Annotated in this window: 11 protein-coding genes; 2 read left to right on the top strand and 9 right to left on the bottom strand. The window is 67.7% G+C overall.

From position 1 onward, the window contains the following. Nucleotides 1-45 precede the first annotated feature (45 nt). On the top strand, nt 46-969 hold the full coding sequence (locus ACWEO7_RS05145) for an NADP-dependent oxidoreductase (RefSeq protein ID WP_452420920.1): 924 nt from the start codon (nt 46-48) through the stop codon (nt 967-969). A gap of 283 nt (nt 970-1,252) precedes the next feature. Here ACWEO7_RS05145 and ACWEO7_RS05140 read toward each other — a convergent pair whose 3' ends face one another. From ACWEO7_RS05140 to gmd, 8 genes are read right to left on the bottom strand one after another with little or no spacing between them, the layout of a single operon-like run. Continuing rightward, nucleotides 1,253-2,602 carry a cytochrome P450 gene (locus tag ACWEO7_RS05140; protein WP_452420918.1) on the bottom strand — a complete coding sequence of 450 codons (1,350 nt, stop codon included), beginning with the start codon at nt 2,600-2,602 and terminating at the stop codon, nt 1,253-1,255. A gap of 11 nt (nt 2,603-2,613) precedes the next feature. Next, nucleotides 2,614-3,891: a flavin-containing monooxygenase gene (locus tag ACWEO7_RS05135; protein WP_452420916.1), complete on the bottom strand. Its 1,278-nt coding sequence runs from the start codon at nt 3,889-3,891 to the stop codon at nt 2,614-2,616. Then, a complete protein-coding gene (locus ACWEO7_RS05130) occupies nt 3,888-5,456 on the bottom strand; it encodes a glycosyltransferase family 87 protein (protein WP_452420914.1) in 1,569 nt (522 codons plus the stop codon). Before ACWEO7_RS05130 ends, ACWEO7_RS05135 begins: the two co-directional genes overlap by 4 nt. Before the next feature lie 55 nt (nt 5,457-5,511). Next, nucleotides 5,512-6,690 carry a nucleotide disphospho-sugar-binding domain-containing protein gene (locus tag ACWEO7_RS05125; RefSeq protein WP_452420912.1) on the bottom strand — a complete coding sequence of 393 codons (1,179 nt, stop codon included), beginning with the start codon at nt 6,688-6,690 and terminating at the stop codon, nt 5,512-5,514. Nucleotides 6,691-6,694: 4 nt separating this feature from the next. Beyond that, on the bottom strand, nt 6,695-7,879 hold the full coding sequence (locus ACWEO7_RS05120; protein ID WP_452420910.1) for a class I SAM-dependent methyltransferase: 1,185 nt from the start codon (nt 7,877-7,879) through the stop codon (nt 6,695-6,697). Between the two features lies 1 nt (nt 7,880). Then, entirely contained in the window at nt 7,881-8,828 is a 948-nt protein-coding gene (locus tag ACWEO7_RS05115) for a GDP-mannose 4,6-dehydratase (protein ID WP_452420908.1), read from the bottom strand. A gap of 1 nt (nt 8,829) precedes the next feature. Beyond that, nucleotides 8,830-10,083 carry a class I SAM-dependent methyltransferase gene (locus ACWEO7_RS05110; RefSeq protein ID WP_452420906.1) on the bottom strand — a complete coding sequence of 418 codons (1,254 nt, stop codon included), beginning with the start codon at nt 10,081-10,083 and terminating at the stop codon, nt 8,830-8,832. Beyond that, a complete protein-coding gene (gmd, locus tag ACWEO7_RS05105; protein ID WP_452420904.1) occupies nt 10,080-11,102 on the bottom strand; it encodes a GDP-mannose 4,6-dehydratase in 1,023 nt (340 codons plus the stop codon). Before gmd ends, ACWEO7_RS05110 begins: the two co-directional genes overlap by 4 nt. A gap of 116 nt (nt 11,103-11,218) precedes the next feature. Here gmd and ACWEO7_RS05100 point away from each other — a divergent pair, with 116 nt between their 5' ends. Beyond that, nucleotides 11,219-11,947: a polyprenol monophosphomannose synthase gene (locus ACWEO7_RS05100; RefSeq protein ID WP_397077952.1), complete on the top strand. Its 729-nt coding sequence runs from the start codon at nt 11,219-11,221 to the stop codon at nt 11,945-11,947. Here ACWEO7_RS05100 and ACWEO7_RS05095 read toward each other — a convergent pair. Then, nucleotides 11,925-12,650 (bottom strand): hypothetical protein, encoded by a 726-nt coding sequence (locus ACWEO7_RS05095; RefSeq protein ID WP_452420903.1) that lies wholly within the window; start codon nt 12,648-12,650, stop codon nt 11,925-11,927. The two genes, ACWEO7_RS05100 and ACWEO7_RS05095, sit on opposite strands and share 23 nt — an antisense overlap. Nucleotides 12,651-12,694 lie beyond the last annotated feature (44 nt).

Genomic DNA, 12,694 nt, shown 5'->3' with positions numbered 1-12,694 from the left:
TCCCGAAGTCGGCCGCGCATTGCGCGCCGGGGGAGAAGCAAAACAATGACAAAGGCAGTCAGGTACGACGAATTCGGCGGAATCGACGTCCTGCGGATCGAGGAGGTCGATCGCCCGGTGCCCGGGGAAGGGCAGGTCCTCGTGCAGGTAAGAGCGGCAGGCATCAACCCCGGTGAGGCGGCATTACGCACCGGTGCGATGACGGACATCTTTCCCTCGACCTTTCCCTCCGGACAGGGCAGCGATCTAGCCGGAGTCGTCGTCGAGATCGGCGCCGGCGCGGACCGATTCTCGCCCGGCGACGAGGTGATCGGATTCTCCGAGAAGCGGGCCGCCCAGGCCGAGCTGGCCCTCGTCGACGTCGACAACCTCACCCCCAAACCGCGCAACGTCCCATGGGAGGTGGCGGGCGGCCTATACATTGCCGGCGTGACTGCCTGGGGGGCAGTGCATTCCGTACAGCTGGAGAAGGGCGAGAGCGTCGTCGTCTCCGGAGCCGCCGGAGGAGTCGGCTCGTTCGCGGTTCAGCTCGCGCGCCGTGCCGGAGCCACGGTCATCGGTCTGGCGAGCGAGGGCAACCACGAGTGGCTGCACAGCCACGGCGTGATCCCCGTCGCATACGGTGACGGCGTCATGGACCGGATCAAGGCCGCCGCACCGGGCGGTGTCCATGCCTTCATCGACACCTACGGCGGCGGGTACGTCGAACTGGCCCTCGCTCTCGGCGTCGCAATCGAACGGATCGACACCATCATCGATTTCGCAGCAGCCGCGAAGTATGGGGTCAAGACCGAACCCGGGCCCAACGGCAGGCCAGGCGCCGAGGTGCTCGCCGAATTGGCCGACCTGATCGCCGACGGACACCTCGAAGTCCCTATCGCGAACGTCTACCCGTTGACACAGGTCCGCCAGGCCTACACGGAACTCGAACGCAGACACACCCACGGCAAAATCGTGCTCGTGCCCTAACCTGCACCAACACAATGCGCCCCAGTGGCACTGCTCAACCGTAGGAAGAATCAGGTCGGCCCGAACCCGCTCGCATCCTCCGTCCCGGCGACCCGGCTCCAAGCCACCAGGTGCTCGGGCGGCCGGAGGACCGGTGGTGAGCTGAACTCGACGCGCCACCCGTTTGGTCGGTGCCCGCGGCTGCCTGGACCGGCCAGCTCACTCATTGCACGCCGCGGAGTCCGGCACGCCTTTCGGCAACCCTCGGCAGCGTCGATCGCCACGTCTGCTCCGGCGGGCGAGGTCAGGTCGTGACGGGTTCGGTGACGCGGCGGACCGGGCGGATGCGGATGCCGAACTCCGGGCGCAGGTTCACCGAAGCCAGCGGCACCACCGGGTGGGTGTCGTCGAGTTCGAGGCGGAAACGCTGCACCGTCATGGCCAGGATCAGCACCATCTCCGTCATCGACATGTCCTTGCCCAGGCAGATGCGCGGGCCGCCGGAGAACGGAAAGAACGCGAACTTGTGTCGTTCGGCCACGGCGGCGTCGGCGAAACGCTCGGGACGGAACTGCTCCGGGTCGTCCCACAGACGTTTGTCGCGGTGGATGTAGTACATGCACAACGTGACCCGCGCGCCCGCGGGCACGTGGTAGCCGCCGATCTCGTCATCGGCGATCGGCGTGCGTTCGACGATCCAGGCGGGCGGATACAGCCGCATCGTCTCCTCGATCACCATGCGGCAGTAGCTGAGCTGCCCCAGATCGGCGAAGGTGGGCGTGCGGTCGCCGATCACGGAGCGCACCTCCTCGGCCAGTCGCTCTTGGATCTCGGGATGGGTGGCCAGCAGGTAGCACGCCCACGACAGCGCGTTGGCCGGTGACTCGTGACCGGCCACCAGCAAGGTCTTGATCTCGTTGAGCAAGTCCTCCTCCCGCATGCCCTGCCCGCCCTCGTCGCGAGCGCGCACCAGCGCGGTGAGCACGTCGCTGGTGTCGCCGCCGCGGCGGCGTTCGTCGATGAGATGGCGCACCACGTCGTCGAGTTCGCCGACCTTGCGCGCGACCCGGCGGGCCTCCGGCGTCGGGAACGACTGCGGTAGCTTCACCGGCGCGTTCACCCGCTTCATGATGAGCGCGAACGCCGCGCGCATCGCGTCGGTCACCTGTGTGGTGCCGGTGGACAGGTCGATGCTGAACAGGATCCGGCCGGTCACCGCGAGCAGCAGCTTGACGTAGTCGTCGTAGATGTCGCGGAATTCTCCGGCCGCGGCGTCCCAGCTGTCGAGCATCGCCGCGGCGCTGTCGGTGATGTCGTCGGCGAAACCCTTGACGTGCGAGTGGGAGAACGCCGGGGAGATGAGTTTGCGCTGTCCGCGCCAGTACTCCAGGTTGTTGGTGGTCAGTTGCCCGTCGCCGAGCAGGATGCTGAACTCGTCGTAGATCGGGCTCTTGCGATAGTTGGTGTAGTTGTCCTTGAGAACGTACTCGGTCATCGCCGGATCAGCGACGAGGTAGACCAGCATCGGGCCCGCCTTGACCCGCACGACGTCGCCGTAGCCGTCCAGCAACGCGCCCACCGTCGTCAGCGGGTTTTTCGCCAGTTTCGGCAGCATGCGTCCGGTTTCCACCAGACCGGGCCCGGGTGCTTTCATGGTCCGACCTTTCACTTCAAGAGCTTGGCGTGCTTGCGCAGCTGGTTCACGTAGTCCTGTTTCTCCACCACCAGCGGGTACTGGTCGGCGTGATAGAGCCGCAGCCCGGCGTACAGGTCGGGCCGGCGGCCCTGGGTGGCGCGGTCGAAACGCTCGACCCGCGCCGGGTCGTTCGCCTTGGCGCGCAGATATTCGGCGACCAACTCCGCCTGCTTCTCGTAGACGTCCCAGTGCGAGCCGATCGGCCGCACCATCCCGATCACGAACAAGTCGCGGGTGTGCGGCGGAAAGATGTTGAGATACAGACCCGGTCGCAGGCTGCCGTCGGCCCAGTTCAACAGAGTTCGGTCGACGACGGGGTAGTTCGGCACGAAACCGGTGGCCAGCACCACCAGGTCGACTTTCTCCTCGCTGCCGTCGGCGAACGTCACCCGGTCGTCGTCGATCGATGTGACGTCGGGTTTGGGTGTGATGTCGCCGTGCGTGTAGTAGTGGTGCAACTGGTCGCCGAGCATCGGGATGACGATGCCCTCGGCGAAATCGGGCACCGGCAGCCCGAACGAGCGGGAGCGGCCGCGCAGATAGGAGAACAGCCGCTCGAAGGCCCGCTTGCGCAGCGGCCGCCACATCCGGCCCTGCAGCATGCTGTCGGTCGGGCGGCCAAGCATGTACTTGGGCATGCAGTAGAACCCGCGCCTGCTGCTGTGCAGGGTCAGCGCGGCGTTGACCGCGCAGTCGGACAGGATGTCGGCCGCCGACTGCCCGGCCCCGATCACCAGCACCCGCTTGCCGAGCACCTGTTCGGGATCGCGGTACTCGCTCGAATGCAGCACGGGCACCGTGCCCGAGCCGGGGATGTCGATGCGGCGCGGGGTGCGGTCGTGGCCGGTGGCGATGACGACTCCCGCGTAGTGTCGCTCGGATCCGTCGGCCAGCGTCACCGACCAGCCGTCACCGCTGGGCTTGACGTGCTGCACCGCGGTGTTGAACCGGATCCGCGGCCACAGCTCGAAGGCGTCGGCGTAGGCGTTGAGGTAGCGCAGCACGAGTTCGTGGCCGGGATAGTCGGGATAGTCTTCGGGCATCGGAAAACCCGAGAACGCTTGCACCCCTTTGGAAGCGATCACGTGAGTGTTGCGGCTGACCGGCGAGTCCGGGCGCCGGGCGTCCCAGATCCCGCCGATACCGTCGGCCGCTTCGAGCACCTCGAAATCCAAGCCGTGCGCGGCGAATTCGCGTGCGGTCGCCAGACCGGCCGCGCCCGCGCCGATCACACAATAGGTGCTCATGCCGCGGCGACCCGTTCCGTCTGTGCGGAGTCCTCCTGCGGCGGAGTGGGTTCCGGCTCGGTGCCCGCGCTCGCCCGCCAGGCCACGAAGAAGCAGGCCACGTAGATGATCGTCTGCGCCACCAGCGTGAAGTAGACGTTCTCGTTGTAGACCGCGATGATCAGCCAGGCCACCGTCAGCAGTGCGACGGTGCGTTTGCCGCCGCGCATCAGCCCCGCGTACACCGCCAGCATCCACACCGCGCCCACCGCGATGTACACCCACGGCCCGAACGGCGCGCGGAACGACGCCAGCGTCAGCACCGCCAGCCAGATGGCCAGCTGCTCGGCGCGCACCCGCGGCCCTTCGGCCCCCGCCGACAGCCGCCGGTGGATGCGCACCGCGGTGACCGCCACCAGGATCAGCAGCAGCAAGGTGTAGACGTTGGTGATCACGCGTGCGGGACCGACCGGATCGCCGATGTCCCAGCCCATGATGTTCGCCTTGTAGGGCAGCCCGAACGGCGAATAGTTGACCAGCTGATTGGCGCGTTCGACCAGCACGAACTGGTGGAACTCCCCGCTGGCCAGCCGCTTCCAGGTGCCGTCGGACAAGAACCGCCGCCACGGCTCCCAACCGAAGATCGCCAACGTCGCCAGCGAATACAGGCCGCCGAACACGGCCGTCCAGGCCGCGGGCCGCCAGCGCCGCTGGACCAGCAGATAGACCAGCAGAATCGCCGGGGACACCTTGGCGACGATCGCGAACGCCAGCGCCGCGCCGCCGAAGATATTGCGCCGCAGATGGAAAAGCGCCATCGCGCCCGCACCGCCCACATACAGCACCAGCACGTGGACGTTGCCGATCTGCATGGTCGCCAGCGTCGGCAGGCTGACCCACACCACCGGGGTCAGCGCCGCCAGCACCCCGCCCTGCCTGCCGCCGACCCAGCGGGCGATGGCGAACATGGCCACCAGCACGATCGCCACATACAGCGAGTAGTACAGCGCCCGCAGCGTGGCGAAGTCGTGGCTGAACAGCAGCAGCAATCGCGGCAGCAGCAGGAACGGCGGCGGGTAGAGGTAGGCGTCGCGATCCTGCGGTGTCACCGCGGGCAGGATCGAATCCGCGTGGGGCGACTCGTAACGGTGACGGACGTAGAGACCGGCCGGGTCGTGTTCGGCCATGAGCGCGCCGCTGATGTAGCCGGACAGGTGGGTCTTCTTGACCAGGAAGTCGTCGTCGGCCGACAGCGAGGCGTCCACGTTGTCGGCGTCGAGGATGAACTGCGTCAACCGGGCCAGGACCGCGACGACGAGCACGATCACCAGGCTCCACAGCACCCGCACCACGATCGGTTTGCTGCGCACCACCTCCCGCCACTCGTCGGGCACCCTCGGCACGAACAGCACGAACAGCACCGCCGCGCACACGATGCCGAGCACGGCGGTCACGGGGCCCGGTAGGCCGGTGAGCGCGAGCACGATCATCACGACGGGGACGAGAATGCCGACCACGAACACCGCGTACATCGCGGCGTAGTAGTCGAGCGAACCACGGAACCTGGTCCATGTCCTGGATATCATCTGCAACCTACGGCTTTCGGTTCCCGCGCCGCCCGGTTCGGGCCGCGCGGACGGTCTATCTGGTCGCTGCTCCGGCGTGCTCGGCCAGCTGCGGAACAACTTGGGACACCACGTCGCCGGGTGCGGGTGCGGCGCGCAGGTCGGCGCCGATCTGTTCGGCGGCGGCGCGGAAACGCGGCTCGCGCAGCAGCGTGCGGATCGCGGTGGTGAGCGCCTCGACGTCGCCTTGCCCGGCAGCGGTCTCGGCGGCCAGCCCGGCCCCGCTGCGCACCAGGCCCCTGGCGTAATCGAACTGGTCGAACATCTGCGGCAGCACCAGTTGCGGTAGGCCGAACCAGCCTGCGGTGAGGCCGGTGGTCGAGCCGCCGTGATGCACGAGCAGATCGCAGCTGGACAGGAAGAGGTTCAGCGGAACCTCTTCCACGACACGGACATGGTCGGGCAGTTCGCCGACCGTGGCCCGGTCCGGTGCCGAGAGCGCGACGATGACCTCCGCGTCGTCGAAGGCGGCCAGCGCGGCGAGCACGGACTGCAGCGGCCGGGGACCGGTCAGGCCGAGCGTGCTGCCGCCCATGCAGACCGCGATCCGTTTGCGGCCGTGCTGGTTGCGGTGCCACGGCGGCAGCACGCCGGTGCCGTTGAACGGGACGTAGCCCAGCCGGATGCTCGGCGGAGCGTCGGGCGCTTGCAGCCGCGGCGGGCAGATATCGAGCACGGCGACCGGATCGGCCAGCCGAGTGCCCGCCTCCTCGGCGAGTGCGGCGGTGCGGTCGGTGAAGGGACCGCCGGTGGGGTCGATGCCCCAGCGGTGCACCAGCACCGGCAGCTCCAGTTGCGCGCCGAGCGCGCGGCCGATGGTGGCCAGCGGGTCGGTGAGGATCACCTCCGCGCCCCAGTCGGTGGCCACCGCGGCGAATGTCTCGAGGTATTGGCGGGCGTGGTTGTGCCAATTCTGCGCGGCGATCTGCCACAAGCCCTGTCCGCTGGACTGGTCGCGGTCGGCGAACAGCGGCAGCGGGAACATGCCCGGGTTCACCTGGGTGCGCAACTGGTCCATCGGCACGTCCAGCGCGGTCACCTCGACGGCGTTGAGCCCCGAGCGCAGCGCCGTCGCCGTCACGTCGTTGCGCGAGGCGACCAGCACTTCGTGGCCTGCCTGGCGCAGCGCCCAGCAGAACGGCACCATCGCCAGCAGATGGCCCGACGAGGGCACCGGCACGACTAGAAACTTCATCCGATCACTCCTTCGGCTTCATCCACTCCATCGGATTGGTGTGCCGAGGCACCCATGATGGAGCCGATTGCTCGGCAGTGCGGCGTTTTTCGATCACCACGATGTTGTGGTAGAAGTGCAGCGCCCCGATCCAGTCGTCGAAAGCGCCTGCCGCCCGGCCGGATTCCTTCTCGAATTCCTGGTGGTGCAGCGCGTCCACCAGGGTTTTCAGATAACCGATGGTGGTGGCCGGATCGTCGGTCGCGGTGCTGCTTCCGCCCCAGCCCGACCAGTAGGACGTCTGAGTGTCCTCCACCACGTACAGTCCGCCGGGCCGCAGGTGGGCGAACAGCGCACCGAACGAGGCGATCACGTCGCCGCTGATGTGGCTGCCGTCGTCGATGATGATGTCGAACGGGCCGAGGGAGTTGCCGAGCCCGTCGAGGAACGCCGGGTCGCCCTGATCGCCGCGCAGGGGTTGCAGGCGCGGCTCGGCGATGCCGGACTTGTCGAAGTAGTCCAGCCCGAACACCAGGCCGCGGCGGAAGTACTGCTTCCACATCCGCAGCGACGCGCCGCCGACGTCGGGGGCGGTGTATCCGCCGATGCCCAGTTCGAGGATGCGGACCCGGCTGTGGCGCAGCGGCGCGAAGTGCCGCTCGTAGTGCTGGGTGTACCAGTGCCCGCCCCACTTGTCCGAACCGAAGTGCAGCGACAGCGCGTTGAGGTCGTAGTGGTGGGGACGGCAGGCGGTGACGATGCGGTCGGCGGCTACGGCGGCGGCGTCGCGGGCCAGTCGCCACGGGTCGTCGGGCGCGAAACTGCCCGGCCCCGGCTCGTCCTTGATCGTGATGGCGCGGGTGCCAAGGGCGGCGTCGGGCGGTCCGTAGACCGCGCGCAGCAACTCCACCAGATCCTGGCGCACCACCAGCCACGGATCCTCCAGGGTGCCCGGCGCGACCGCGGGGTCCTCGGCGCCGAAGGTGACCAGGTAGTCCAGCTGCTTGCCCTCGTGGGTCAACTCGAACACCGCGGTCACCGGTTGTCCCGGGCGGGCGCCGTAGCCCGCGCGCCAGGCGATCTCCTTCAGCACCGCGTCGGCGACGGTCTCGGTGCCGATCTCGCCGATCCGGGCGGCGGTCTCCTCGGGGACGCCGTCGGCGACGGAGATCAAGTGGGCGGCGAGAACGTTCTCGTCGTTCAGGGTCACGTCATCCATCCGTTCCGCCGGTGCGTACCGGCCTCGATTGCTCAGCAAGGCGCACGCCCTCGGCGACGAGCATGGCCCGCACCATGCCGTGGAAATCCACCGATGGGCGCCACCCGGTCCGCGCGCGCAACTTCTTCGCCTCACCCACTCGCGGTCGCCCGCCGCGGGTGAGCACCGAGGAGCGTTCGCGGACATGGTCGTGCCAGTCCAGTCCGGCCATGCCGAACGCCGCCGCGCAGAACTGCGCGACCGTGTGGTGTTCGCCGGTGGCGACGACGAACTCGTCCGGCGCGTCGAGCGCCAGGATCCGCGTCATCGCCTCGACGTAGTCCGGGGCGTATCCCCAGTCGGCGCCCGCGTCCAGCCTGCCCACCTCCACCGCGCCGGTCTCACCGCGCTGGATCCTGGCGACGGCGCGCACGATCTTGCGGGTGACGAATTTCTCTGCTCGGAGGGAAGATTCGTGGTTGAACAGGATGCCGGCCGCCGCGAAGACGCCGCGGGCACGGTAGGCGCGGCAGGCCAGCAGGCCGGCCGCTTTGGTCACCCCGTAGATGGAGTCCGGCCGCAGCCCGCTGTTCTCGTCGCACACCGCGTCGCCGTCGGAGCCGAAGACGTGCGACGAGGCCGCGTAGAACAGGCGGGTGCCGGTGCGGTGGCGATCGATCGCCTCCGCGAAATGCTGCACCGGCAGCGTGTTCACCCGATGCGAGGCGCGGGCCAGCTCGTGCGGGTCGCCGTGGTCGTCCTGCGAGGAATGTTGCACCGCCGCCAGCAGGTAGACCTGCTGGGGGCGTTCGGCGGCGACGAGTTCCTCGACCGCGGCGGCGTCGGTGATGTCGACCGGGCCGTCGCGGCCGATGCGCAGCACGCGCTCGCCGCGCCCGGCGAGCAGGTCCGACAGCAGCGTGCCGTCCTGCCCGGCCGCGCCCGTGACGACGATGGTCATCTCACACCACGTCCAGTTCCGGCAGCGGGAACACCAACCGCCCGCCCGCCGCGCGGAAAGCGCTCTCCCGCTCCAGCATCATGGTGCGGAAATGCCAAGGCAGCACGAAGAACTGGTCGGGCGCCATGGCACGCGCCTGCTCCTCGGACACGATCGGGATCGCGCTGCCGGGGGTGAACTTGCCGAACTTGTCGTCGTTGACCTCCGCGATGCACGCCAGATCCTCCGGCCCGATCCCGCAGTGCTGCAGCACCACGTTGCCTTTCGTGGAGGCTCCGTACCCGAGCGTGCGCAGACCGGCCTTGCGGGAGCGGTCGAAGAACTCCCGGACCTGTTCGCGGTGCTGGTCGACCCGTTTGGCGAATTCCGCGTACGGCTGCGAGGTGTGCAACCCGAGCGCGGACTCCTCGTGGCGCATCCGATCCAGCGCGGCGGCGTCGGCAGGCGAGGCGACCCCTTGCTTGCCGAGTGTGAGTGCGAAGCTGCCGCCGTTGACGGTATTGCGTTCCACCTCGAGCACCACGAATCCGCACCGCCGCGCCATCCACTCGATCTGGTCGAGGGTGTAGTACTCGAGGTGCTCGTGACAGATGGTGTCGTAGGAGGTGGTGGCCAGCATCGCGGGCAGATAGCTCTGTTCGAGCACCCAGATGCCGTCGTCGGCGAGGCTGTCGTACACCGCGCGCATGAACTCCAGCGGGCGCGGGACGTCGTAGAACATGGCGATCGAGGTGATCACCTTGGCCCGCCGCCCCTCGAGCACCGATTCGGCCAGCTCGTGGTCGAAGTAACCGGTCACCAACCGCACGTGCGGCGGATAGAACCGGCGGAACTTCTCCCCCAGCGGGTCGATGCCCAGAATCGTCGCCGACCCTTCCGGATAGGCGCGCAGCAACGTCGCGTCGTTGCTGCCGATGTCGATCACCACGTCGTCCGGTGCCAGTGACACCCGCTGCCGGATCCTGTCCACCCGGTGGGCGAGGTGCTCGATCATCGATCGATTCAGCCCGGAGCGGTATCCGTAGCCGGGCGAATACATTTCGCCGAAGTCCGCGGTGTGGCGCAACTGCACCAGCCCGCACTCCTCGCTGCCTTCGGGCACGCAGCGCACCAACTCCAACGGGTAGCGCGGCACCTCGGTCGGTTCGGTGGCCGGGAACACTCCCGTCAACGCCATCGTGCCGAGGTCGACGACCGTTTCGAGCCGGGTGTTCCCGCACACCCGGCAGCCCTGCACCGCCACTGCTTGCGTCACGCGTTCTCCATATCGTGGGCGACCATCAACTCGACGAGCTCGGTGAAACTCGTCCGGGGCTGCCACCCGAGCTTCTCGCGCGCCTTGCTCGGGTCACCGGTGAGATGATGCACCTCGGCGGGGCGGAAGTAGGTCGGATCGACCTCGACGAGCACTCGCGAGGTCCGTCGGTCGATCCCCTTCTCGGTCAATCCGGTTCCTTCCCATATCAATTCGACACCGGTGGCGGAGAACGCGGTCTCGCACAGCTCGCGCACGCTGTGCGTCTCGCCGGTGGCGATCACGTAGTCGTCGGGTTCGGGCTGTTGCAGCATGAGCCACATCGCCTCGACGTACTCCTTGGCGTATCCCCAGTCCCGGCGGGCGTCCAGGTTGCCGATGAACAACTTCTCCTGTTTGCCCTGCGCGATGCGCACCGCGCCCCTGGTCACCTTGCGGGTGACGAAAACCTCGCCGCGCCTGGGTGATTCGTGGTTCAACAGGGTGCCGTTGACCGTGTACATCCCGTAGGCCTCGCGGTGGTTGACCGTGATCCAGTACGCGTACAGCTTCGCCACCGCGTACGGCGAGCGCGGATGGAACGGTGTGCGCTCGCTGAGCGCCACGTCGTGCAGGCCGCCGTAGAGCTCCGAGGACGAAGCCTGGTAGAACCGGGTCGCGATGCCGGTCTTGCGGATGGCGTCCAGGATGCGCAGCGTGCCGATGGCGTTGGTCTCCGCGGTGAACTCCGGGATCTGGAACGAGATGTGCACGTGCGACTGCGCGCCCAGGTTGTAGATCTCCGCCGGTCGTACGTCCTCCAGGATCCGGTTGAGACTGCTGGAATCCATCAGATCCCCGTAGTGCAGGAACAGCCGGCGTTGGGAATGGGTATCGGAATACAGGTGGTCTATGCGGTCGGTATTGAAATTCGATGCACGCCTGACAATCCCGTGCACCTCATATCCTTGCTGCAACAGGAATTCTGTCAGATAAGACCCGTCCTGGCCGGTGATGCCGGTTATCAGTGCCTTTCTCATCAAACCTCCAGCCCCGAGACTAACCGGTCGCCAAATGGCGGGCAATACCTATCTTTCGGTCGCCGCCGGTATTAGAATTCGATTGCATGAGCGCGGCCTCCGAAAAAACTCTGGTAATGATTCCGACGTACAACGAGCGTCGCAACGTGGGCCCGTTGCTCGCTCAGATTTTGGAACAGGGCTCCGATTTCGACGTCCTGTTCGTCGACGACAATTCTCCGGACGGTACCGGAGATCTGCTCGATGAGCTGGCCCGACAGCACGCGCCCCGCATCCATGTGCTGCACAGGGCGGGACGGCAAGGCGTCGGCTCCGCACACCAGGCCGGTATCCGCTGGGCATACGCGCAGGGATATGCGCACATCATCACGATGGATTCCGATTTCGCGCATCCGCCGTCGTATCTTCCGGCATTGCGCGCCGCTTCCGACGGTTTCGACATCGTGGTCGGATCGCGATATCTGAAAGAGGACAGCCTCGCCGACTGGACTCCCTTCCGCAAGGTCCTCACCCGGGTCGGGCATTTTCTCACCGTGACACTGCTGCGGATGCCCTACGATGCCACCGGCGCGTTCCGATACTACCGGTTGGACACGGTTCCGGTGGCGGCTTTCGATCGCGTTCGTTCGACCGGCTACTCCTTCTTCTTCGAAAGTCTCTACATCCTCGCCGCCAATGGTTTCCGGATCGAACAGGTGCCGATCCACGTCCTCAACCGCACCGCGGGCGCGTCCAAGATGCGCACCCGCGATGTCGCGACCAGCGTGCGTTTCCTGCTGGTGCTGTGCGCGGAGAAGTACCTGCGCCCCGGCAGGCATCGCGTCACCTCGCCGGCGCATCGCTGACCCTCCGCCCGGCCAGCCAGTCGATCACCGCCGCCGCCTCCGGCCAGTCCGGGCCGGTGGCGGTGGTCGGGAACTGGTCGTCGACAAAATCTTTGGCGAACTGCGAGGACGAGCCCACCGCGTCGCGGACCTCCGCCAGCGTCACGGTGGTGCGTGCGCCGACCTCGTGCAGGCCGGTGTCCTCCAGGTGGGCGGCGATCCAGTCGGCGCACCAGTCCACCGGGGCGAAACTCTGCCGGGAGCGGCCGCTGGCGAATACCGGACGGTCGGCGGCCATGTCCGCCAGCACACCCTTGCGGTAGTCGCCGCCGTACATCGGGCCGAGCCGGACGACGAAAGTGTCGCGGCCGGAACACATTCGCTCGGCTTCCGCGCGATGCCGCCCGTAGACCGTGTCCAGCTGGGTCCGTGCGGAGATGCTGCTGATCTGCACGAACCGGTCCCAGCGCCACTGCTCGCGCAGCAGGCGCGTCTTGTCCACCGTCTCCCGGCGATCGTCGCCGGGATGCTGCTCGGCCCAGAACCGCTTCGACGGGCAGGCGGCGTTGATCAGCACGTCGTAACGACCTGCCGTGCAGTGGGATTCGTGGTCGTCGCGCACCACGGGCACGACCTCCCATCGCCGCGTCCTGCCGAGCGCCTCGACCAGTGCGGCGCCCACGTATCCCGCGGCGCCGAGCACCGCCACCCGCATCCCGCTCATGCGAGGTCCTGTCCGGCACGGGCGGTCGCGCTGGTCGGCCGCAC

The organism is Nocardia sp. NPDC004260 (assembly GCF_053603155.1).
This window is presented reverse-complemented; position numbering and strand designations above follow the sequence as displayed.

Bases quoted from the DNA above. Each gene is read 5' to 3' on its own strand.
- ACWEO7_RS05145 (WP_452420920.1), top strand. From the start codon at position 46: ATGACAAAGGCAGTCAGGTACGACGAATTCGGCGGAATCGACGTCCTG.
- ACWEO7_RS05140 (WP_452420918.1), bottom strand. From the start codon at position 2,602: ATGAAAGCACCCGGGCCCGGTCTGGTGGAAACCGGACGCATGCTGCCG.
- ACWEO7_RS05135 (WP_452420916.1), bottom strand. From the start codon at position 3,891: ATGAGCACCTATTGTGTGATCGGCGCGGGCGCGGCCGGTCTGGCGACC.
- ACWEO7_RS05130 (WP_452420914.1), bottom strand. From the start codon at position 5,456: ATGATATCCAGGACATGGACCAGGTTCCGTGGTTCGCTCGACTACTAC.
- ACWEO7_RS05125 (WP_452420912.1), bottom strand. From the start codon at position 6,690: ATGAAGTTTCTAGTCGTGCCGGTGCCCTCGTCGGGCCATCTGCTGGCG.
- ACWEO7_RS05115 (WP_452420908.1), bottom strand. From the start codon at position 8,828: ATGACCATCGTCGTCACGGGCGCGGCCGGGCAGGACGGCACGCTGCTG.
- gmd (WP_452420904.1), bottom strand. From the start codon at position 11,102: ATGAGAAAGGCACTGATAACCGGCATCACCGGCCAGGACGGGTCTTAT.
- ACWEO7_RS05100 (WP_397077952.1), top strand. From the start codon at position 11,219: ATGATTCCGACGTACAACGAGCGTCGCAACGTGGGCCCGTTGCTCGCT.
- ACWEO7_RS05095 (WP_452420903.1), bottom strand. From the start codon at position 12,650: ATGAGCGGGATGCGGGTGGCGGTGCTCGGCGCCGCGGGATACGTGGGC.